The following is a 22562-nucleotide window of genomic DNA, read 5'->3' on the forward strand; positions in this document are numbered from 1 at the left end:
GTATATATATGTCAGGATTTCGCAATACGGTCGTCGGTAGTTATCCTCGTCCGGAAAAGTTAGAGGATACGATGAAACGTCCGGTAATGGGTCGGGAAGAAGTGGATAGTTATATTAAGTGGGCTGCCAAGGATCAAGCGAGTTTAGGATTAGATACCATTACGGATGGCGAGGGCTACCGCGAAAATATGTATTATTTTTACCAGAAGCGTATCGATGGGATTACGTTTGAAGATATGCCTAAGGTTTCTTTTGGTACGGCTGGCTTTGGAATTGAATGTCCGCGAGTAATTGGCGAATTGAAAAACTCGCGTTTTGATATTGCCCGTAACTGGAAGATTGCCCGTGACGCGGCTCCTGCGGGTGTGGATGTAAAACTCACTGTAACGGGTCCCCATGTATTGTACCGTTTTAGTGTGAATGAACGCCCGGATCTATACCCTGATGCACAGGCTTTGTGTCGTGCTTGGGCAAATGTTTTGCGGGATGAAATTGCGGAAGCGATAGCCTTGGGGTGTAATCATATACAATTTGATGAGCCGATGTGGACGGAGTCTCCCGAGGAAAGTCTGTGGGCTGCGGAGATCTTAGCTGAACTGATTGAATCATTGCCTAAGAAAGTTCGTATTGGTCTGCATGTATGTGGAGGAAATCCGAGAAGAAAACGTGTTTATTTCACCAAGTACACGGATATAGTGGATGCCTTTAAAGCGGTTCCGGTAGATGAGCTGTTGCTGGAGCATTGCACGCTAAGCTATAATATGCTGGAATTATTTGACGAGTGGGATTTTAAAGGTGATCTTGCTATAGGTGTAATCGACCAGCGTAGTGATGAGTTAGAATCCGTAGCGGATATACGGGAACGCTTAAAACCGGCATTAGATTATTTCCCCGCTGATCGTTTGATCTTGACGAGTGAGTGTGGGTTTGGTCATGTACCTATCGAGGTGACGCATGCTAAATTGAAACGGTTAGTAGAAGCATCGAAAGTGTTATAAGCAAGATTTTTGCTAAAAATGAATAAAAGGCCGTATCGCGTATGTCGATGCGGCTTTTTTATTTATTGTCGGAAAGCGTCGAGAAATGTTTATCTTTAGATAGCGATTATATATAGAATATTAACCCTGTAAAGCATATTATTATGATGTCAAATATTGGGCTGATCATCGAAGAGCGAGCAGCAGATATCGGAAACTTTTTGGTAGGCAGATTACTTCCTTTTCGTCAAAAGAGGGCAGTGGGTCCGTTTGTCTTTATCGATCATATGGGGCCTGCGGCTCTAAAGGATTATCAGAATCTGGATGTACCGCCTCACCCACATATTGGACTTTCTACGTTAACTTACCTTTTTGAAGGTGCTATTTTCCATCGCGACAGTATAGGAAGTGCCGTGGAGATCGAACCTGGTGCCGTAAACTGGATGACCGCAGGGAAGGGCGTTGTCCACTCGGAGAGAACACCGGAGTATTTGAGAGCGACCGACAAAAACCTCCATGGTTTTCAGATATGGGTGGCGCTACCAAAGGACAAAGAACAGAGCGAGCCGAGCTTCCATCATATAGAGGCGGAGGAGATACCGGCGTGGACGGATGGAGACACCCAGTTTAAGTTGATTGCTGGGGAAGCATTTGGAAAGAAATCACCTGTGCCGGTACATAGTAAGTTGTTTTTTATTGAAATTAAAACTAAAACAGCAAAGAAATTGAATATTGGGCGTGCTTTGTATGGAGAAGCCGGACTGTATGTGTTAGATGGGACGGCTACAATCGAGGGCAACCCTTATGGATCAAAGCAACTATTAATTGCGAAAGAGGCGCAACTCTGTGAATTCGAAATGAGCGAAAATGCGACAGTCTATATTTTCGGTGGCGAACCTTTTGACGAAGAACGCTTTATATTTTGGAATTTTGTCCATTCCGATAAGGCGGTAATTGAGCAAGCAAAAACGAATTGGAAAAATCAAAATAGCGATGCTTTTCCTTTAGTGCCAGGGGATGATCAAGAATATGTTCCACTTCCGGATATGCGTTTGAATGTGAAAAAGTAGTGCGTGCATGAAAACGAAGCTGTATAATAGTGACTTGAGTTGGATGCCGAAAGTCCTACAGATTGTTTTTATTTCGCTGTTTACGCTTCCAGTATTTTCCCAAGATGCAGTGGTACACCGCGTTATATTTATTGGGGATGCGGGCGAAATAAATTTTAAACAGGAGACTATCATTCCACTTGCGGCAGATTTGGTTTTAGCAGATAAAACGACGGTGATGTTTTTGGGTGATAATATCTATCCGCGTGGGATGGGCTTACCCGGAAGCACGGAAGAGATGGAAACAGCAGCTGTTTTACGGTCACAGTTTGAACCTATGCGTGCTAAAGGTGCACCGGTATACTTTCTCCCCGGGAATCATGATTGGGATAAGTCAGGAAAGCAGGGGTTAGCGAAGATAAGGGCGCAGGGTGACTTTCTGGCTGGGCAAAATGATCCTCTTTTAAGATTAATTCCCGCAAACGGCTGCCCAGATCCGGTCGAAGTGCCATTGTCGGATGAGACGATCATCATCGCTTACGATAGCGAGTGGTGGTTATTCCCTTACGCTAAAGGTAATCCTAATGTGGATTGCGATTGTAATACGGAGGAAGAAGTCATAGAGCGGATGGAAGAGTTGTTTTATAAAAATCGTGATAAGACGATTCTAATGGCATCCCATCACCCGTTCCAAACATACGGTTTGCACGGGGGGCATTATTCGATACAGGATCATCTTTTTCCTTTAACCCGTTTAAACAAAAGTTTATATATTCCACTGCCTATTGTCGGTTCGATATATCCTTTGTTGAGAACCACCGTTTTTCGGAATCCAGAAGACGTGCCTCATCCTAAATATAACGATTTAAAAACGAAGGTGTCCGATGTCTTTGAGGACCATTCTAACCTTATTTACGTAGCGGGGCATGATCATGGACTACAATTCATTAAAAACGCGAATCAATATCAAATTGTTAGCGGTTCTGGTTCTAAAAGTTCTTATATAAAAAGCAGTAAAAACTTGCTTTATAAAAATTCGATGCAGGGTTTTGTGACAGTTGATATGATGAACGACCGAAGTATGCAAATTACTTATTATACCTATGCAAATCAAGGAATAAAAGCAGATTTCACATATCGCATACCCTATCAGGAAAAGTCCTTCACAACGACGCGTTAGGATGTTATCGATACCTATCGTGTTGGTATATAGTTGATTGCCGGCTATCGGAAGGAAGTAGGTGTTCCTGTTTTTCCTTAGGTTTCGATTGCTAGCCGGCAATGTGTTGTTCGTCAGCGACGTATCGGGATTATACTGCTATCTGCTTATTAGAAGTTTGAGCCTGTTGTAAAGTGCCAATGACATCGTTAAATTTCCCCTTTACTTCTTCGTTCAAAATCCCGGTTTCTTCCGAAAAATTATCATAGAAGTTCGGTAAAGAAAATGTCCCTGCTATTGTTGCTCCATGAAAAGGAAATCTTTCTTTAGCAGTTTGAAGAACCGTTAAACCGCCGCGGGGTCCGGGAGATGTAGAAAGAAGCAAAAGCTCTTTTCCTTCGAAAAAATTCATTTTTACACGGGAAGCCCAATCGAAAAGATTTTTAAATGCGGTAGCATAGCTTCCATTGTATTCTGCCAGAGAAATAACAATCAAATCCGCTTGTTCTAATTTGGCTAAGAAGTGGGTTACTTCTTCGGGGTGGCCTATTTCAGTCTCTACATCGGTTGTGTAAAGTGGTAACCAGTAATTGCGAAGATCCAAAATTTCTATATCCGCACCCGCGAATTGTTTTGCTGCGTATGTTGCAAATTTTTGATTGATAGAGTCGTTACTATATGACGCTCCGAAAGCAATTAATTTCATCTTTATTTTTTGATTAACGTTTTTGTGCTTTAACTTTTTCTTAGATACAAAGGTAAGGGCTTGGTTTTTCTCTTTTCTTGACCTAGGTTAAGAAAAGTCTGTATTCTTGTATACACACAGAAAATTTTTAAATTGGTTCACTTTTGCCTGATTTTTATTAGATTGCTTACATTATGGAAGGCATAAATTATGGATACTTATTAGAAAAGGCAGAAAATTATGCGCTGAATTTTATACAAGAAAATAAAACCGCAAATTACTGTTTTCACGATGCGACGCATATGGACGATGTGGTCTTAGCGACGCAGGAAATGGCTGCTTATTATAAACTCCCTGAACAGGATCGGTTTGCTTTGGTTTTTGCAGCATATTTCCATGATTTAGGTTATTGTGTAGGGGGAGCAGACGGACACGAACAGCGTAGCGTCGATCTAGCGATGGATTTTCTGCAACGGGAGGGCAGTCCCGACGAACTGCGGGATAAGGTGAAAGGCTGTATTTTGGCCACCCGGACGCCGCAATCGCCTAAAAATCTGCTGGAAGAGATTATTTGTGACGCGGACCTCTTCCATTTGGGGGGCGATAGATTTGAAACGCGTAACCGATTAATGCATCAGGAAGCTGAACAAGTGGTGGGAACTAAAATTCCTAAAAATCAATGGCGGCAGCAGACGATAAAATTATTGAGAAATCACAGTTATTATACAGCCTATGCGCAGCGTAAGCTTGCGGAAGGGAAGCGGCAACATATAGCAAGATTGGAAGCACAGCAAGCAAAATACCTGTCTAAAAACGCGGTAGATAGCAAGACAAAGAAGCCCGAAAGAGGTATTGAAACCATGTTTAGGGTATCACTTACCAATAGCCAACGACTCAGCGATATGGCGGATAATAAAGCAAATATATTGCTGACGGTGAATTCGATTATTTTATCCGTAGTGGTGGCCATGCTGGTGCAGCGATTAGATACCAATCAACATCTGATTTTTCCCACGATGTTGCTGTTAGGAAGTGTTGTCGTGACGATGGTTTTGGCTATTCTTTCTACGATCCCTAAGGTGAAAGATGGACGCTTCCACCCGGAGCAAGTTGCGAATAAAAGTGTCAACTTGTTGTTTTTCGGCAACTTTCATCAAATGCCGTTTGACAAATACGATGAAGCCATGAAAAAGGCGATGGGCGACTACGATTTTTTATACAGTATGTTAACGCAAGACGTGTATTCCCAAGGGGTGGTATTGGGCAGAAAATACAAATTATTGCGGTATGCTTATGGAGTATTTATGTTTGGTTTAATCATATCGGTCATTGCTTTTTTTGCAGCCATACTTTTGGTAAGATAGAAAAACGAAGATTATGAAATATCATTTTATGATTTGTATTTGCCTGATATCGGTTACATTGGGTAGTTGCCAGTCGCACGATACTGCTTCGTTTCCCTACGTGTTACAGGCCGACGCTAGTTATGTAATGCCGACAGAACTTGCCGAGATATCCGGAATAACCTTTGTGAAAGGCAAAACCACTTCGATTTATGCCATACAAGACGAAGAAGGTTTGCTTTTTGAGTATGATTTGACGAATGAAAGGGTTCTCGAGATAACCTCGTTCGGCAAGAAAGGTGATTACGAAGAGTTAACGACAGATGGAAAATTTTTCTATGTTTTAAAGAGTAACGGTGATATATATAGTTTTTTGAAGAGCGGATTGTCCGCAGATCTTAAGGTATTTGCTAATAAGGGACTAGTGCCGGAGGAAGAATATGAGGCGATGGCATTTGATCCGGCTTCCGGAAGCCTTTTTCTCCTATGTAAGGCATGTAAAGCAGATAAAAAGCGCAACATCGTTTCGGGGTACATGTTAGCTAGGGATGGCGACGGACAATTATCCTATGCCGACCAGTTTACCTTTCAGGTAGGTGCGCTTTCTGCTTTGGATAAGCGCATTAAAAAGACATTTAAGCCTTCGGCAATGGCAAAACGCTCGCAGAGCGGTGAGTGGTACCTCCTCTCATCAATAGACCGGGCATTGGTCGTTACGGATGCGGACTTTAATCCGAAACACATCGTACATCTGCCACGCAAGAATTTTGAACAACCGGAGGGGATTGCTTTTGATGAGGAGGGTAATCTTTATATCAGTAGTGAAGCCGGACGAAAAGAACAAGGCATGATTTATAGATTTAATTTGATCAAGTAGTGTAATCTAACATACCATGCTATTAAAGGATATTGAAATTGAACATCTCAAAGAATGTGCGTTAGGTAAGGGTACGTTGTCGTTGACTCCTTTGGTCGCCTACCTACAAAAGATACTGGATAAGGAGGGAGGCAGACGGCATTTGTTACCTTGGTTTGGTTTAGAAATAATAGAGGGGGTGAGCCGATCGCATGGTGCATTAAATAGCAGCAATATGAACGCTTATGAAGGTGTTTTCGAGATGGTTCATGCGTTGCAAGAAGGTCTTCATTTGGAAGAAGATGGCTTATGGGCCTTGGGGTATCCTATACCGCATCACGCGTTTTATGGTACGAGTGCATTTTATGCGTTTGTTGCCTCCGATGCTAGACAGGTGACCGTAAAGGATACGAAACCACTATTGGCGCCTACGGAGCAGTTGCTCTATGGCGTTTTGCTCGAACGTTTCTACGGGATGCCCAATAGTAATGATAAACTTCTTTACAGAATAAATCGAGACGGAATCGATCAGTACTACGAGCTTAGGGTAGACTTCTCTTTCGTAAATATTGAAAAAAAAGGAGAGTTGTACCCGATTGATCTTACCAACTTACACGATAAGTCGGAATATTGTTTGGCGGATCTGGAGCCACTTTTCCGGCTGCTCAATTTCAATAATTTTACTTTTGAGGGTTTTACCATCCTCACATTTAAGGAGACGACAACGACGTATGTTTCTGAGCGGATACATACTTTGATGGCCAGCCTATCGGATTACAAGCAGGAACGGCTTTTCGAAGAATTAAATCAAATTATGTCGACCATTGCCGGGTCCCGAACCATTTTTACGTCGCTTGTGCCGGTGCTCGAACTCAATGGCTACCCGATTTTATCAGCCGATTTCGCTCGTAATAGTGTGTTCTTCGGGGAGTTAAAAAAGCGGAAGGCTAACGGAGAGATTGATCCGATCTTGACCAAATATCTCGAGGAACCTTACTCGGTCGTGTATGGGGTTGATCCATCAATGGATACAAATGTTCCTTTTTTTCTCGAATGGATCAAAAGGAAGGGTGTGGCGTCGTATATCAGTATTCCACTTAAACAACGAGAAAGTCTAGTGGGATTTATCGAGCTTTATAGTTATGAGCCGGAGCAACTGGGCAAAGAGAGTATAATGAAGTGGCGGATATTTATCCCCCTTTTAACGCAATTGGCGACCGAACTTACTGGGCTGTTTAAAAAGATGCTGGAACGCATTATTATGAATAATTATACGGCGCTTAATCCGGCAGTGGAATGGCGTTTTAATGAAGTGGCGGCGCGTCAGGTGGCGGCATACATGCGGGATGATGAAGAGTTGCCCATAGAAAGTGTGCGGTTTGAAAATGTGTATCCCATATATGGTGCTATCGATGTTAAGGGGTCTACCCAACTGCGGAACAGTATTTATAAGAAGGATTACCTATCCAAGATAAATCATCTCCGTGAATTCTTAGAAACACTTTTTGCCACCGCTGACAATAGTTTAAGCTCGGCCTTAGCCGACCGCGTGGAGCAGATCCGAAAGAAATTGGAAGCGACAAACTATGAACCCCACATGCTGGATGTTTTTTTGTTTCTTTATGAAGAGATGTTCCATGCACTGGAGCAAATTAAGAAGGCACAGCCGACTTATGAATCTGCCATCGATAACTTTGTCGTGGAAGCTAAAGCGGCGAGAAGTAAGCGCAGTGATATTTTTGAAGCTTCGCTCCAGCAGCTGAACAAGGTAGTAAAGGATGAAGTGCAACATTTTAATACGGCCGTTCAAGATGTTTTTCCTTCTTATTTTGAATTGTTTCGTACGGATGGCGTGGAATACGATATGTACGTGGGGCAGTCGATTACACCGACAAAAGTATTTGAGCCATCTTTATTAAGAACGATCCGAAAATTGCAGATTATTTCGATGGCTCATATCGGGAAGCGTGCGGCTAAGTTAGGTCCGACTTTGCCGGTACCGATGCAGGTTACTTTATTGATTTTCGTACATACCTCGACTATTGATATCAGCTTCCGGCCCGACGAACGGCGATTTGACGTGGAGGGCGGTTATAATATCCGTTACCAAATGGTCAAAAAACGTATCGATAAAGTACGATTAAAAGGGAGCAAAGAACGATTGGTACGTCCTCATACCTTGGCAATAGTGTTTCAGGGGGAATCATGGAGGAAGGAGATTATGGGCTTATTGGAAGAAGTTGCAGCAATGGGTATGCTGAAACCAGATTTTGAATTTTGTACCTTGGAGGAGGTGCAGGGTGTAAGTGAACTGGAGGCTATCCGGGCCGATATCATTTTGGACGAAGGTTAAACGATACGATTAAGCAGGAATCAATGAAAAGATTTTGGTGGTTGATAACATGGATAATAGGAGGGGCTCTTGGGGGATATGCTCAAATGCCGGATAGCGTTTGGAATGCTATTTCACCCGAATATGATCAAGTTGGCCTGCTACACCGTTTTTGGTTAGGCGATAGCTACCGACAGTTATATAATACCCCCGTTAAAATGCGCGTGACCGATCTTAGTCGTGAAAGAGGCGGACTACAGGTAGTGAAACTTGGTGGGGGCATGCAAACCCAATCGCTGCGTTTGGTGGATACGACGGGTAGGGAATGGGTATTGCGTTCCATCCAAAAATATCCGGAGCGGAGTTTACCGGAAAGTTTGCGAGAAACCATAGCTAGAGATATTGTTCGGGATCAGATCGCGATTGCACATCCCTTTGGGGCATTGACGGTGCCTCCTTTTAATGAGGCTTTGCACATTCCCCATGCGGTACCCGAGCTGCTTTATGTTGGTGATGATCCGAGATTAGGTGAGCACCGTGATATGTTTAAAAACCGGGCTTATATGTTTGAGCCCCGTATGCCTTTTGAAGATAGCAAGACTGATAATACCCTGAAGGTGATTCGCCAAGTGTTGGAAGATAACGATAAATGGGTAGATCAGAAACTAACACTTCGTGCACGTTTACTGGATTTTGTATTAGGCGATTGGGACCGGCATGAAGATAACTGGCGTTGGAATCCGGAAAACGAAGACGGCAAACGGATATATACGCCGGTGCCCCGGGACAGAGATAAAGTATACTATAAAACTTCTGGCGTTTTTCCGGTTCTACTATCTTATCAATGGTTGAAGGCAAATGTACAACCTTTCGGGCCTAAAATACGGAATGTTGCCCACTGGAACTTCAATACACGGCATTTTGACCGGTTTTTTCTCAACCGTCTAGATAAAGGTGATTGGCAGGAAGAGGTGGGGATATTGCAGACGGTTTTAACCGATTCTTTGATAGATGTGGCGATGCAGCAAATGCCCGACACAATTATTGCGCTTAGCGCGGATGAGTTAACCAGAAATATACGGGCTAGGAGAGACGGATTGGCGGAAACAGCGATGATATATTATCGTTCGTTAGCAGGGGTCGTTGATATACCGTTATCCGGTAAAAACGAATTTGTAGATGTGCGTTATCGAAAAGATGGTCGGATAACATTGGATGTACATAATAAGAAAAAAGACGGAACGGAAGGCCGCCGCCTCCTAAAGCGGACCTTCCTGCCCGAAGAGACCGATGAATTGCGGATATACGGCATCGATGGTCAAGATGTTTATAAACTTCGTGGAAGTGGTCGATCATCGATTAATCTTCGGATTATCGGTGGTCCCGGATACGATCAATTTACCCGTACAGATCGTGTTCCAAAGGGAAATAAAATATGGCTGTACGAAAGTAAAGACACCGCTCTCAATTCGCTGTATAACATGGGCGCTGTCCGCATGCGATTAGGTCAAGACAGTGCGGTGCACGCGTATGCGTATGATAGTTTTGTGTATGACCGGAAGGGTTTTCTTTTTAACTTAAACTATGGTATGGATCGCGGACTGATTCTTGGACTGGGCTACCTTATAGAGAATCAGGGGTTTCGAAAAAAGCCTTATGCTTACCGACACGAAATCTTAGCGAATTACCTTACCGAACGGGAGTCGTTTACGCTGAGCTATTCCGGAATTTTTAAAGAACTGGTCGGTAAACATGACTTGACGGTAGGTTTATCTTCTTTAGGTCCTCGAAATGTAAGCAATTTTTTTGGCTATGGAAATAATACGGTCTATGATAAATCCCGCAACGGGATATCCTATTATCGCAATCGTTATGACGTGGTGGATTCGGATGTTTTCTTAGAACAACCAATAGGTCGTTCCTGGAAGGTATATTATGGACTATCCGCGCAATTGTATAGTAGTAAAGAACATAACAATCAAGGACGCTTTTTTGAGGAATGGCATACACAGAATCCGGACGAGCCATTATACCGTGATGCCTTTTTTAGTGGATTAACGACAGGGTTTCAGTATGATAGCCGCGATAATATGGTCCAACCTAAGAAAGGTGTATTTTGGTCGGCCCGCACAGGCTGGAAATCGGAGATCGGTGGTCAGGACAAACATCACCTGACTTTGAAAACTTCAATCAGCATGTTCAAATCAGTTTCCGATGACCGGCTGACGTTGGCCAACCGGACAGGCTTCGAAACAGTATGGGGTGATCCATACTTCTTTCAGCATATACAAATTGGAGGCGAGGAAAGTCTGCGCGGGTTTAACTCACGAAGATTTACGGGCAAAACTGCCTTATACAATAACTTCGAAAGTAGGGTAAAGCTTTTTAGCTTTGCATCTTACTTGCTTCCGGGGACGCTCGGGGCTATCGGCTTTTACGACGTCGGCCGGGTGTGGATGACTGCAGAATCTTCATCGACTTGGCATATGGGGTATGGGGGTGGATTTTATTTTATGCCTGGTGATTTACTGCTTATCCAAGGGGTGTTGGGCTTCAGTAAAGAAGCGATATTGCCCTATCTTCGTGTAGGTTTATCGTTTTAAAACCTCTTTGCTTATCGTTTCTTATTTCTTTTCGTCATCTTGGCCTTCACGCCGCTGCCATAATTGTGGGTTTTACTATTACTTTCTTTCTTCGCATGAAATGCGCCTCCGCGTGAATCGTCTACTTCGTTTTTTTGTTTAGCATTATCGGACGGTCTGTAAATTATAAGATCATCCGGCAGTGGGATACTAGGTATTTTCTTTCCTAATAACTGTTCTATCTTTTTAAGTTCTGGTAGTTCGATGTCTGTCGCAAAGGTGATCGCCATGGCTTCGTCATCTGAAGTCTTTAGCACATGTTGCGCGAAGACATCCGTCTTTTCCGGTATCTCAAAATGGAATATAAACGGGATCCCACTTAGATCGATAGGTCCGCCTCCTTCGTTTGCTACGACGAGTATTCTACATTCGGGCGTTTGTTTAAACTCTTGTATATTATCAAAGCCTAAGTCATCATGAAAAAATGGATGCAATAGTGCAGCTTCTCCTTTTTGAACATGCAATCTTTGTATCAGATTGTGGGCCGTTAGCCGACTATTCACAAATAGAACTACTTTGTCAAATACGTCGGCGTCACGCATCAACAGATTCAGCAAATTAATTTTTGTGGTAAAATTAGGAACTTCGTATAAGGCTAATTCCTGTGTTTGCATCGTTTCTTCTCCTAGCTCTTCTACCTCGATTACGGGAGCAAAAGGCATAAAGCCATCGATCATTACATGTAGTTTTTCATGCTCCACCGTACTAAAGGCCAAGTATTGAACTTTACCGCAGCTTTGAGCGAGTTCTCGTACGGTTGTTTGCATCCCCTGCTTCACGATCTCCTCGGCATCATCGATGATAAATGTCTGGATGCGGTTCAGATTGAGGCCTAATTTTAAATACACTGCCCGAGCTCGGGTTGGTGTGGCGACCACGATATCTACACCTCGTACTAGGTCTTCGATTTCCTCTTCCATACCACCGCTCGTTTTAAGTCCCATGATATGTAGATTCTTGTTTTTGCTAATGGTATGAAAGCGATCAATTATTTCGGTGATCTTATCTTCATTGGGTGCCAAAATTAAGACTTTGGGAGCCTCGTCTTGTGTGTATTTTAATCGCATCAATACGCCAAGTACATAGGTTGTGGTTTTGCCCGCTCCTTCTGGAGCAATGCCAATGATACTATGACCGCCGACGATACGGGTAAGGGATTTTAATTGGAATTCCTTTGCGGTGAAATAGCCTAGATCGTTCATCGACGCATGAAGGCGTTTGCTAAGCTTTAATTTATCTAAAGACACTGCTAAATAATTAAATGAATACGAAGAGGCAAAGTTAACTAAAATATAATTGGTGTTTTTCGTAATTTAGCACTATTGATACGATTACACATATGCTGAGAAAAACACAAATGATAGCTGCCGCCATGTTATTTTCGACGACGGTGGCCGTAAGCCAGATGAAAGTTCGGGAAGAATTACCTGAAAAATATACTTGGAACCTCGCAGACCTCTATGCTACAGATGCGGTCTGGAAGGAAAAAAAAGACCAACTACAACAGCAAATGCAGGAGATCGCTTCCTACAAAGGACGACTTACGCAGTCGGCTTCTGTACTATTGGAAGCATTGGAACTCCATAACACACTGGTTAAAGAAATGGTGCGGCTTTCTTCTTATGCATCCATGAAGTCGGATCAAGATACCCGTGTGACAAAATACGCTGGTATGAAACAGGAAGTACAGCAGCTTTTTTCAGAATATGGTGCATTGACATCGTTCCTCGAACCCGAACTATTAACCTTGAAGGAAGAGCAGCTTCGCGCTATGTACGCACAAAGCAAAGGGCTGGCAACGTACCAGTTCTACCTGGACGATTTACTCCGGAAGCGTGCTCACCGTGGTTCGGAAGAGGTCGAAAAGGTGTTGGCTTATTCATCTCTGATGTCTGGAAATGCAGAGAATATTTTTAGCACTTTTTCGAATGCGGAGTTTCCTTATCCCGAAATTGATATAAAAGGCGAGCGCGTAAAGCTAAATATGGCCAATTTTGCTTTGTATAGAGCTAGCGAAGACCGGGAAGTTAGACGGCAAGTTTTTAATAGCTTTTTTGGAGAACTAAATGCGTTTCAGCAGACTTTCGGAGCACAGCTATACGGAAATATCAATGCTGCGTTATTTTTAACCAAATCCAGAAATTACGAAAGTACGTTGGCGCGCGCCTTGGATAGCGACCATATCCCTACCGGTGTGTTTCATAATCTGATCAGAAATGTAAATGGGAATCTAGAAACTTTTCACCGATACCTGAATTTAAGGAAGCGTATGATGGGGGTAGATACCTTACACTATTACGACTTATACGCACCACTCGTGGAAGAAGTCGATTTAGCCTACACCGTAGAAGAGGCTGTGGAAAATATTTTACAATCGCTGCGCCCATTAGGAACGGATTATATGGCGGTGTCAGCGCGGGCGTTTAATGAAAGATGGATTGATATGTATCCTAACGAAGGCAAAAGGTCCGGCGCATACTCCAATGGGTCGGCCTATGACGTGCATCCGTATATACTGATGAATTACAACGGTAAGTATAATGATATGTCTACTTTGACTCACGAGTTGGGTCACACAATGCACAGCTACCTGACCAATGAAAAGCAGCACTTTGTCAATGCTAATTATTCGATTTTCGTAGCCGAAGTTGCCTCTACTTTAAACGAAGAGTTGCTGAACGATTATATGTTACAGCAAATTAAAGACGATAAGGTTCGATTAGCGATTCTAGGGAACTATCTGGAAGGGGCCAAAGGAACTTTATTTCGCCAGACGCAGTTTGCAGAGTTCGAATCGATAATCCATGAAAAAGTTGCTCAAGGGGAAGCGCTAACAGGGGAAGATTTTGATAAGTTGTATTTGGACTTAACCAGACGTTATTACGGGCACGATAATAATATTTGTATAGTGGATGATCATGTTAAATCCGAATGGTCCTATATTCCACATTTTTATTATAATTTCTATGTATACCAGTATGCTACCTCGTTCACAGCCTCTACTGCACTTTCCGAAAAAGTGCTTAAAGGCAGTGAAGAGGATCGCAAAAATTATCTTAATTTCCTCGCTTCGGGAAGTACTAAATACCCGGTGGATTTACTGATAGATGCTGGTGTTGATATGAACACCTCTGCCCCCTTTGATCTCACGATGGATAAAATCAATGCCGTAATCACTGAGATGGAAAACATCCTTACCAGAATGGGGAAATAATGGCGCGTTAGAGTTCGATAATGCTGGCATCTGGCGCCTGTAAAGACGTGATCTGCCATTTTATGTGATCCAGTGTTATTGGATATGCGGCACCGTTGCGCAAACTATTATATACTGCTTCGAATAGCAGATTATAGTCGCCTTTTTGTGCAGGAAGTGTGGTGGTATTTTTCTCGCCGTTACTTCCCACGGTGGTGAGTTTGGCTTCACTTCCTTCGGGTTCGATTCCATACTCTGGTGCGGTAGGCAGCATGCCACCGATGAGCTGACGCTCTTGTACGTCCGCCATAGGCTTTACGAAAGAGCCTTCAGATCCGTGAACAACAAAGGCGGGCAGAGGATCGGGTACAAGGAGACTTCCGGTCAAAAATACTTGTAGATTATCGGGATAAATTAAATGAAAATTAAAGTAATCAGGCACCTGGGATTTGGGTCTATTGATGGCTGTTGTTTTGATGATTTTATGGGGCTTTCCGAAAAGTGCAAACGCTTGATCTAATAAGTGCGGACCAAGATCATAGGCAACACCGCTTGAAATATATTGGCTGTTTTCTTTGAACTCTTTAGGCCCTAAAGTCGTATTATAACGATCAAAACGGAAGTGTGCCTCGATAATTTTTCCGAGTTGGCCACTTTCGACAATCGCTTTCATTTGCATATAGTGACTGTCATAACGTCTATTTTGGTAGAAAAATATCTGTTTACCGGTCTTGTCGCTTAGTTCGGCCAAAGCCTGTAATTGATCTAGATTATCTACGGCAGGTTTTTCGACCAGCACATGTTTACCGCTTTCCAGTGCGGCTTTCGCATAGTCGAAATGGGTATAATTTGGCGTATTCACAATAACTAGCTCTATATTATCGTCGGCTAGCAAATCGTCCACACGGTCATAACTTTTTACGTCTGCATAAATATCCTTTGCCGCTTTCTTCGTTCTTTCTACGACTGCTGTGAATTCAAAATGGTCATTGGTATGGATAAAAGGTGCGTGAAAAACACGTCCTGACATGCCGAAGCTTAAGATGCCTGTATTAATTTTTTGTTTTTCCATTCTATGTTAATGTTTAATAGCGTGCGGTTCGTCACATTGTGGACTTCCGTCGAATAAACATATTAAATTTCGTCGTCTTTACCAAGGTTTTGTCGCTAATCCGACGATTTAACTTTCGGAAAACTTTTGTGGGTGTCAGGCGTTCTTTTGTAGGGATAACCGATTGGATTAGAGGAATAACTAAAATAATTTACCATGACACACGGAGAGAACAACAAAACTAACGATCTACTGAAGAATACAGTGACCAGTGGCGGTAAATCGATGACCACTGATCAAGGACTGCATATCAATGACGACGCCAACACGTTAAAAGCAGGGGAACGCGGAGCTTCTTTATTAGAAGATTTTATTCTACGGGAGAAAATTACACATTTCGATCATGAGCGTATTCCTGAACGTATTGTACACGCGCGTGGTTCGGGTGCCCACGGTTATTTTGAATTGTATGAAGATATGAGCGCATACACGCGTGCAAAGATTTTTACAGATACAGCAAACCGCACGCCCGTGTTTGTGCGATTTTCAACAGTGGCGGGGAATAAAGGTTCAGGGGATTTAGCGCGAGATATTCGAGGCTTCGCTGTCAAGTTTTATACCCAAGAAGGGATTTTTGATTTGGTGGGGAACAATACCCCCGTGTTTTTTATTCAGGATGCGATGAAATTCCCGGATATCGTACATGCAGTAAAACCCGAACCCGATTGGGAGATTCCGCAAGCAGCGTCCGCTCACGACACATTTTATGATTTTATTTCCTTAGCAACAGAGGCATTGCATAATCATATGTGGGCTATGAGTGATAGAGGGATTCCTCGGAGTTACCGTATGATGGAAGGTTTTGGCATCCATACTTTTCGTTTAGTCAACGAGCAGGGCGGATCGCATTTCGTTAAATTTCATTGGAAGCCCAAATTGGGTGTTCATTCGGTGACTTGGGACGAAGCTGTAAAAATCAATGGAGCTGACCCCGATTTCCATCGCCGCGATCTATGGGAAGCAATCGAAGCTGGGCATTTTCCGGAATGGGAGCTGGGCGTACAGATCATTCCGGCCGAAGATGAGCACAAATATGAGTTTGATCTTTTGGATGCGACGAAGTTTGTGCCGGAAGAGCTGGTGCCGGTAAAAATTATCGGGAAGATGACATTAAACCGTAATCCGGACAATTTTTTTGCCGAAACCGAACAGGTTGCTTTTCATCCGGGGCATATAGTGCCGGGTATTGATTTTACGAATGACCCTTTACTACAAGGTCGTCTTTTCTCTTATACAGATACGCAACTATCTCGTTTAGGCGGTCCGAATTTTCCAGAAATCCCAATCAACCGCCCGGTTAATGACGTGCGGAATAATCATCGGGATGCCTTGATGCGCATGACGATCAACAAAGGTAAAACAAATTACTTCCCGAATACGTTAGGGGGTGGTTGCCCGTATTTATCAAAGATGGCGGAGGGAGGGTTTACCTCTTTCGAGGAACGCATAGATGGCAGGAAGATACGCGATCGCAGTGCTAGTTTTAGTGATCATTTCTCGCAACCTGCCTTATTTTTTAGAAGTTTAACAGAATGGGAGCAACGGCACATGATTGATGCGTATGCGTTTGAACTTGGGAAATGTATACATGATACTATTAAGCAACGGATGCTGTGGCTTATGTCCCAAATAGATGATCGTCTGGCCATGGCGGTGGCGAGTAAACTTGGGTTGGCTATACCCACCGATATCGAACGGCCTATAAACCAAAATATCGGCGCCGATGCGGATCTGGATAAATATGAACCATCGGTAGCTAAACGTTATCTGGAAAAATCAGAAGCGCTCAGTCAACAACGACTTCCTGCTACTACTATAGCAGGTAGAAAAATTGCGGTGTTAGTGGCGGATGGATTCGATGGGGTAGCGCTACAGAAAATGAAGATGTATCTCGAAGAGTTAAAACATGTCCAATTTCAGCTTATCGCACCGCATGGTGGTACGGTACGTTGTGCCGATAATATCGAACATTTGGTAGATGCCGCCCTAATGACAACGGAGAGTGTGCTTTTCGACGCATTGTATATCCCAGGAGGTGTCAACAGTATAGCTGCGTTGACGCGAGAAGGAAAAGTGTTTAAGTTCATAAACGAAGCACTAAAACATTGTAAGGTAATAGCTTTTGATGGTGAAGCGGAGGAACTTTTTCAGCTTTCTGCGGCGAAAGACTTTGTCGGTGATGAGGCGATTCTATTGAACGAATCTCCGGAACAGTTTGCCGGTGCGTTGGCAAAACATCGGAATTGGCTAAGGGAACCCAATACCCTGCACATTGCGGTGTGACAGTGGTTTTTTAAAGGATTGATTTTTCGCCGAGACGCGACAGTATGCAAAGATTTTATGGATATACGTAAATTTTCTATCAAAAACCGATTGTTATAATCGGTATGTTTGTTAGGATTATAAATCTTGATCAGAAAATTTTTAATGTATGACGCAAAATAAATTTACAACGCTGCAGCGTTTTCGCCTCATGGCTATTGGGCTGCTCTTTTTTAATGGACTATTAAGTGCGCAGACCCAATCCGAAAAGGAAACTAAGCATAGAGCCGGTATTGTTTTAGAGGAATTTTTGTTTACCAAAGCGGAGTTTCCGTCTTGCCATTCCGCGACCATTGTGGAACTGCCTAACAAGGAATTACTTTGCACCTATTTTGGCGGGACATACGAGCGGCATCCGGACGTTGAAATTCGTTTGCAACGTAAGAAACTAGATGGTACATGGACTCCTCCTGTATCGGTGGCGCATGGCATACAGCCTGATGGGGAGAGGTTCCCCACATGGAATCCAGTGTTATTTCAACCTAGGGGCGGAGACCTTATGTTATATTATAAAGTAGGCCCTAGTCCAAAAGAATGGTGGGGCGAATTTATTACATCAAAAGATAATGGACATACTTGGAGTCAACCCCAGCGTTTAGAAGGAAATCTTCTCGGCCCTATCAAAAACAAGCCCATCCAGTTGTCGAATGGTACCCTGCTGTCGGGGTCGAGTGACGAAAACGGTGGGTGGAAAGCACATGTGGAGCGCAGTACGGATGGGGGTAAGAGCTGGTCATTTATCGGTCCACTAAATGACGGTAAGAAAATGGCCGCCATCCAGCCGACCCTGCTTACACATGCAGATGGCAGCATTCAGATGCTTAGCCGTACAAACACGAGCGGTGAGGAAAGGATCACCGAAACTTGGTCGCGTGATGGCGGTTTAACTTGGTCGGCGATGAGGTGGACGACTTTGCCTAATAACAATTCGGGCTTAGATGCTGTAACGCTCCAAGACGGACGGCACTTATTGATTTATAATCACGCTACACGCGAGCAGGAAGGCATGGGACATAAAGGTAGAGGAGTACTCAATCTAGCAGTAAGTAAGGACGGTAAAACATGGGAAGCAGCACTTATGTTGGATTATATTGATGAACCGGAAAAGCAATATTCGTATCCTTCTATTATTCAAACAACGGATGGTTTATTACACCTTGTGTACACCTGGCATCGCGAACGTATTAAGCATGTTGTTGTGGATCCCAACCAGTTGGAAACTTTTCCTATTGTGGATGGTGAATGGCCGTATGAGCATATTCCTTTGGTGCTTAGTACAGAACAATAAACGTCTTTGATAAACGATTTTATTAAGTGGTGAAAATAAAAAATCCTGAAGCGGGGAGCTTCAGGATTTTAACTAACTAACCAATTATAAACCTAATTATGAATACACAAATATAATAAAATTTTAGCTGTGGCAATCCCGCATAGTGTAGTTTTAACACATCTTAACAACTACGTAACACGATCTCATAAGCGTCTTGCGGAGTAATGCGCTTGTATTCGCCGATCCCCATCCAGTTTCGATTGATAAACGCATTTTTAACCCGTGTAGCAGTGTCCTGATAATCCGCTACGTAGTCGGATAATTTCGTATCTATACCTAGACTATGAAAAAACTGCTCCATTTTTATTATGCCCTTATTTGCTTTTTCCTCTTGTGTTCCTTCGGCGATTCCCCATACGCGCTCGGCATATTGGGCCAGCTTTTCTTTTTTAGTTTCCAGGTTGTAACGGTAGTGGGCCGGTGCAATAATAGCCAATGTACGGGCATGATCAATTCCGTAATATGCCGTCAGTTCGTGTCCCATAGCATGTACAGCCCAATCGGTCACAACACCCTTCTGGATGAGTCCGTTAAGCGCCATGGTACAACACCACATAAAATTCGCAGCAGCCCCGTAATCAAATTCGGGTTCCATTAATTTCGTTGCATGTTGTTGTAAGCTGATGAGGATATTCTCGGCAAAACGTTCCTGTAGGTCTGCCGAAGAAGGCTCGGTCATGTATTGTTCTAGCACGTGAGTGTAGGCATCTACAATTCCATTGGCAATTTGCCTTTTGGGTATAGAACGCACTACTTCAGGATCCAATACGGAGAACTGGGGGAATAAGCCCGGACCGCCAGCGCCCAGCTTCTCGTTGGTTTCCTTTCTTGATATCACATAGCCCGAATTCATTTCGGATCCGGTAGCTGGTAGGGTAAGTACAGTGCCGAATGGTATACCTTCGCCTTCTTGCGGTCGAACAGGCTTTTTCACGACATCCCAGGGGTCGCCCTCATAACCGGCGGCAGCTGAGAGAAATTTTACGCCATCAATAACAGAACCGCCACCTACTGCGAGCAAATATGTCACATCTTTTTCCTTAATAACCGCTATAGCGTTACGTAAAGTTTCATATTCAGGATTGGCGGTTACACCAGCAAATTCATATACGGTATGTGCTTTTAAAGCTTCCTGGATCTGGTCGTAAACACCATTTTGCTTGATGCTACCGCCGCCATATACCAGCAAGATGCGAGCATCCTGCGGTATCTCGCGCGAAATTTTTGCGATTTCACCCTTTCCGAAAATTATTTTTGTTGGGTTTTTAAATTCGAAATTAATCATGATGTTCTCTTTAGTGTTTGACAACAAAAATACAGGTTAAAGACTCCACCACTGTCGTTTTAATGTTAAATCTGTTACTCAGCGAGCTAACCGTATCCCGGTAAATTGCCAACGAGTGTGTGCGTGGAAGAAATTACGGTAAGTGTTCCGGCTATGACCGTAGGGCGTCGCTACAGATGCTCCGCGTAATACGAGCTGGTTCACCATGAATTTACCGTTATACTCACCAACCGCTCCTGCTTCTTTTTTAAATCCCGGATAGGGCAAATAGGCACTGCCGGTCCATTCCCAACGCTTACCCCAAGAAAACTGCTCGGAAGCGACTTCCCATTCTGCTTCGGTGGGTAGCCGCATACCTTTCCATGCAGCATATGCCGCAGCTTCGTAAAAGCTAACATGGCAAACCGGGGTTTCAGAATCCACATCCTGCAGTCCGGCTAACGTATAGTTCATCCATTTGCCGTCTAGAAAATGCCAATAGAGCGGTGCTTCGATTTCTTGTTGTTTTACCCAATCCCAGCCTTCGGCGTGCCAGTATCGAAAATCTCTATATCCGCCGTCCGCGATAAATTCTATAAATTCTCTATTGGTTACGTTTTGAGAAGCAATTTCAAAATTTTCTAGATATTCTCGGTGTCTTCCCTTTTCGTTATCAAAACAAAATCCATCACCATGGAAACCGATTTCATAAATGCCTTCGGAAATGGCTACCATCTCGGTAGTTGGGTTCCGCTGTCCATATTCTAATTCTGTATGATAAGGTGGAAATAAGGGGTTATGGCCGAGAATATATTTGATGTCACTATAGAGGAGTTCCTGATGTTGCTGCTCATGATTTAACCCAAGTTCCAATAGTTTGCAAGTTTCTTCTGATGGGGTGGCTGCTTGGAAAAAAGCCAGCATTTTATTATCGACATATTCTCGATACCTATATACATCGGCTACAGAAGGTCTGCTTAAATTTCCGCGGTCCGTACGGACCACGCGAGATCCAACGGTTTCGTAGTAACTATTGAATACAAAGTTGTAGTCTTCATCAAATACTTCATAGCCGGATACATGAGGAATCAAAATAAAAGTTTCAAAGAACCAGGTTGTATGGCCCAAGTGCCATTTAGGCGGGCTGACGTCTGCAATGGGTTGTACTACATAGTCTTCGATTTCTAGCGGTTTGCAGATCTGTACCGAATACCTGCGGATTTCCTCATACCGACGTTTTAAATCTGTCCCCCATGGTTCGTGCGCTATTTTTTCCACTTTGCCTCCATTTTATTGTCTACTTGCCAGATAACGTCTACGAACCACCCTTTCGTATCATTCAGTACCGCCAATGGCTGAAAGCCCGCACGGGAAGCTAGTAGCTGTATGTCTTGTGTTGTAAATTTCTGTGATACTTCTACCTGAATATATTCATGTTCTGCGAAGGAAAAAGTGGTTTCGTCTAGCTTCACTTGCTGATTAGTCAAGCTGATTAAAAAGCTTCTGCATGCACCAGTTACAGGATCATAAGTTTGATAATGTTCGAACTTTGCCAGATTGAAATTTGCTCCTAATTCATTATTGATCCGCGAGAGGATGTTCAGGTTAAATTTGGCGGTAATTCCAGGAGGGTCATTGTACGCTTTTAAAATTGTGTGGGGATTTTTTTTGAGGTCAAAGCCCATTAGCACGATATCTCCCTTGGAGAGTTTGCGCCGTAATTGGATGCAAAACTGTTCTGCTTCGTCGAGCTCCATATTACCAATATTGCTGCCTAGAAAGAGGACTACTTTGCGGTTTGTCGAAAGGGCGTAGGCCTTTTCTAACATATCAAAATATTCACCGGCTAATGGGATGATACTCCCTTCGGGTAGTTCCTTTTTGAGATTGTTTGCCAATATCTGAAGGATATTCTCGGAAATATCGATCGGCATATAGGTGAAGTCTGCTGTTTGTGCTGCGAGGTGTCTTAGCAAAAAGGTTGATTTCCGGGCATCCCCGGCTCCGAGCTCAATTAGGTCGAATGGCGTTTCACTTTGTTGTATCATAGCCGCCATATCGGCCGTTTGGTTTTTAAAGATATCCAGTTCGCAATCGGTGAGATAATATTCCGGCATGTCCATTATTTGCTGAAAGTAAGCGTCGCCGGTTTTATCATAAAAATATTTAGCATCCAGTTTTTTGGGGTTACTCTTCAGTCCGTTGAGTACATCCTGCCGAAATCGATCGGCATAAACATTTTCTCGATTAATAGCATAGGCCACATTCATAGGCAAGTATATTAATGCTTTTTAAGGTC

General features: G+C 43.3%; 16 protein-coding genes. 10 read left to right on the forward strand and 6 right to left on the reverse strand.

What is annotated here, in order from left to right; all coding sequences use genetic code 11:
• Window positions 1–8: 8 nt before the first annotated feature.
• The 3 genes from LKO28_RS14230 to LKO28_RS14240 all read left to right on the forward strand — a co-directional run bounded on the left by LKO28_RS14230 (window position 9) and on the right by LKO28_RS14240 (window position 3206).
• A complete protein-coding gene (locus LKO28_RS14230) occupies window positions 9–998 on the forward strand; it encodes a cobalamin-independent methionine synthase II family protein (RefSeq protein WP_227695676.1) in 990 nt (329 codons plus the stop codon).
• A 146-nt stretch (window positions 999–1144) separates the two neighbouring features.
• The gene (locus LKO28_RS14235) at window positions 1145–2047 is read left to right on the forward strand and encodes a pirin family protein (protein WP_227695763.1); all 903 of its coding nucleotides are present in this window, start codon (window positions 1145–1147) and stop codon (window positions 2045–2047) included.
• Window positions 2048–2054: 7 nt separating this feature from the next.
• Window positions 2055–3206 carry a metallophosphoesterase gene (locus tag LKO28_RS14240; protein ID WP_227695678.1) on the forward strand — a complete coding sequence of 384 codons (1152 nt, stop codon included), beginning with the start codon at window positions 2055–2057 and terminating at the stop codon, window positions 3204–3206.
• Between the two features lie 130 nt (window positions 3207–3336).
• Here LKO28_RS14240 and LKO28_RS14245 read toward each other — a convergent pair whose 3' ends face one another.
• Window positions 3337–3891 (reverse strand): NADPH-dependent FMN reductase, encoded by a 555-nt coding sequence (locus LKO28_RS14245; RefSeq protein ID WP_227695680.1) that lies wholly within the window; start codon window positions 3889–3891, stop codon window positions 3337–3339.
• A gap of 173 nt (window positions 3892–4064) precedes the next feature.
• Between LKO28_RS14245 and LKO28_RS14250 the strand changes: the two genes are divergently transcribed.
• From LKO28_RS14250 to LKO28_RS14265, 4 genes are read left to right on the forward strand one after another with little or no spacing between them, the layout of a single operon-like run.
• Window positions 4065–5234 (forward strand): Pycsar system effector family protein, encoded by a 1170-nt coding sequence (locus LKO28_RS14250; protein WP_227695681.1) that lies wholly within the window; start codon window positions 4065–4067, stop codon window positions 5232–5234.
• Between the two features lie 13 nt (window positions 5235–5247).
• The gene (locus tag LKO28_RS14255; RefSeq protein ID WP_227695682.1) at window positions 5248–6090 is read left to right on the forward strand and encodes an SdiA-regulated domain-containing protein; all 843 of its coding nucleotides are present in this window, start codon (window positions 5248–5250) and stop codon (window positions 6088–6090) included.
• Between the two features lie 16 nt (window positions 6091–6106).
• Window positions 6107–8422: a hypothetical protein gene (locus LKO28_RS14260; RefSeq protein WP_227695683.1), complete on the forward strand. Its 2316-nt coding sequence runs from the start codon at window positions 6107–6109 to the stop codon at window positions 8420–8422.
• 23 nt (window positions 8423–8445) lie between these two features.
• Window positions 8446–11004, forward strand: a complete 2559-nt coding sequence (locus tag LKO28_RS14265; RefSeq protein ID WP_227695684.1) for a BamA/TamA family outer membrane protein — start codon at window positions 8446–8448, stop codon at window positions 11002–11004.
• An 11-nt stretch (window positions 11005–11015) separates the two neighbouring features.
• On the opposite strand, the gene LKO28_RS14270 is transcribed toward LKO28_RS14265, so the two are convergent.
• The gene (locus LKO28_RS14270) at window positions 11016–12290 is read right to left on the reverse strand and encodes a DEAD/DEAH box helicase (protein ID WP_227695685.1); all 1275 of its coding nucleotides are present in this window, start codon (window positions 12288–12290) and stop codon (window positions 11016–11018) included.
• A 92-nt stretch (window positions 12291–12382) separates the two neighbouring features.
• Here LKO28_RS14270 and pepF point away from each other — a divergent pair, with 92 nt between their 5' ends.
• Complete coding sequence (gene pepF / locus LKO28_RS14275) at window positions 12383–14257, forward strand: oligoendopeptidase F (RefSeq protein ID WP_227695686.1); 1875 nt, start codon at window positions 12383–12385, stop codon at window positions 14255–14257.
• Window positions 14258–14264: 7 nt separating this feature from the next.
• Here pepF and LKO28_RS14280 read toward each other — a convergent pair whose 3' ends face one another.
• On the reverse strand, window positions 14265–15308 hold the full coding sequence (locus LKO28_RS14280) for a Gfo/Idh/MocA family oxidoreductase (RefSeq protein ID WP_227695687.1): 1044 nt from the start codon (window positions 15306–15308) through the stop codon (window positions 14265–14267).
• Window positions 15309–15503: 195 nt separating this feature from the next.
• Here LKO28_RS14280 and LKO28_RS14285 point away from each other — a divergent pair, with 195 nt between their 5' ends.
• The gene (locus LKO28_RS14285) at window positions 15504–17630 is read left to right on the forward strand and encodes a catalase (RefSeq protein WP_227695689.1); all 2127 of its coding nucleotides are present in this window, start codon (window positions 15504–15506) and stop codon (window positions 17628–17630) included.
• 148 nt (window positions 17631–17778) lie between these two features.
• Window positions 17779–18957, forward strand: a complete 1179-nt coding sequence (locus tag LKO28_RS14290; protein WP_227695691.1) for a sialidase family protein — start codon at window positions 17779–17781, stop codon at window positions 18955–18957.
• Window positions 18958–19120: 163 nt separating this feature from the next.
• Here the strand turns inward: LKO28_RS14290 and LKO28_RS14295 are convergent, their stop codons facing one another.
• The 3 genes from LKO28_RS14295 to egtD form a co-directional block, all read right to left on the reverse strand.
• Complete coding sequence (locus tag LKO28_RS14295; protein WP_227695692.1) at window positions 19121–20284, reverse strand: iron-containing alcohol dehydrogenase; 1164 nt, start codon at window positions 20282–20284, stop codon at window positions 19121–19123.
• 78 nt (window positions 20285–20362) lie between these two features.
• The gene (gene egtB / locus LKO28_RS14300; RefSeq protein WP_227695693.1) at window positions 20363–21541 is read right to left on the reverse strand and encodes an ergothioneine biosynthesis protein EgtB; all 1179 of its coding nucleotides are present in this window, start codon (window positions 21539–21541) and stop codon (window positions 20363–20365) included.
• Window positions 21529–22533, reverse strand: a complete 1005-nt coding sequence (egtD, locus tag LKO28_RS14305) for an L-histidine N(alpha)-methyltransferase (RefSeq protein ID WP_227695694.1) — start codon at window positions 22531–22533, stop codon at window positions 21529–21531. Before egtD ends, egtB begins: the two co-directional genes overlap by 13 nt.
• Window positions 22534–22562: the final 29 nt, after the last annotated feature.

This window comes from Sphingobacterium sp. FBM7-1, from assembly GCF_020687765.1.
Lineage (GTDB): Bacteria > Bacteroidota > Bacteroidia > Sphingobacteriales > Sphingobacteriaceae > Sphingobacterium.

Bases quoted from the DNA above. Each gene is read 5' to 3' on its own strand.
- LKO28_RS14235 (WP_227695763.1), top strand. From the start codon at position 1,145: ATGTCAAATATTGGGCTGATCATCGAAGAGCGAGCAGCAGATATCGGA.
- egtD (WP_227695694.1), bottom strand. From the start codon at position 22,533: ATGAATGTGGCCTATGCTATTAATCGAGAAAATGTTTATGCCGATCGA.
- LKO28_RS14245 (WP_227695680.1), bottom strand. From the start codon at position 3,891: ATGAAATTAATTGCTTTCGGAGCGTCATATAGTAACGACTCTATCAAT.
- LKO28_RS14290 (WP_227695691.1), top strand. From the start codon at position 17,779: ATGACGCAAAATAAATTTACAACGCTGCAGCGTTTTCGCCTCATGGCT.
- LKO28_RS14285 (WP_227695689.1), top strand. From the start codon at position 15,504: ATGACACACGGAGAGAACAACAAAACTAACGATCTACTGAAGAATACA.
- LKO28_RS14260 (WP_227695683.1), top strand. From the start codon at position 6,107: ATGCTATTAAAGGATATTGAAATTGAACATCTCAAAGAATGTGCGTTA.
- LKO28_RS14255 (WP_227695682.1), top strand. From the start codon at position 5,248: ATGAAATATCATTTTATGATTTGTATTTGCCTGATATCGGTTACATTG.
- LKO28_RS14240 (WP_227695678.1), top strand. From the start codon at position 2,055: ATGAAAACGAAGCTGTATAATAGTGACTTGAGTTGGATGCCGAAAGTC.
- LKO28_RS14280 (WP_227695687.1), bottom strand. From the start codon at position 15,308: ATGGAAAAACAAAAAATTAATACAGGCATCTTAAGCTTCGGCATGTCA.
- pepF (WP_227695686.1), top strand. From the start codon at position 12,383: ATGCTGAGAAAAACACAAATGATAGCTGCCGCCATGTTATTTTCGACG.
- LKO28_RS14230 (WP_227695676.1), top strand. From the start codon at position 9: ATGTCAGGATTTCGCAATACGGTCGTCGGTAGTTATCCTCGTCCGGAA.
- LKO28_RS14295 (WP_227695692.1), bottom strand. From the start codon at position 20,284: ATGATTAATTTCGAATTTAAAAACCCAACAAAAATAATTTTCGGAAAG.
- LKO28_RS14250 (WP_227695681.1), top strand. From the start codon at position 4,065: ATGGAAGGCATAAATTATGGATACTTATTAGAAAAGGCAGAAAATTAT.
- LKO28_RS14265 (WP_227695684.1), top strand. From the start codon at position 8,446: ATGAAAAGATTTTGGTGGTTGATAACATGGATAATAGGAGGGGCTCTT.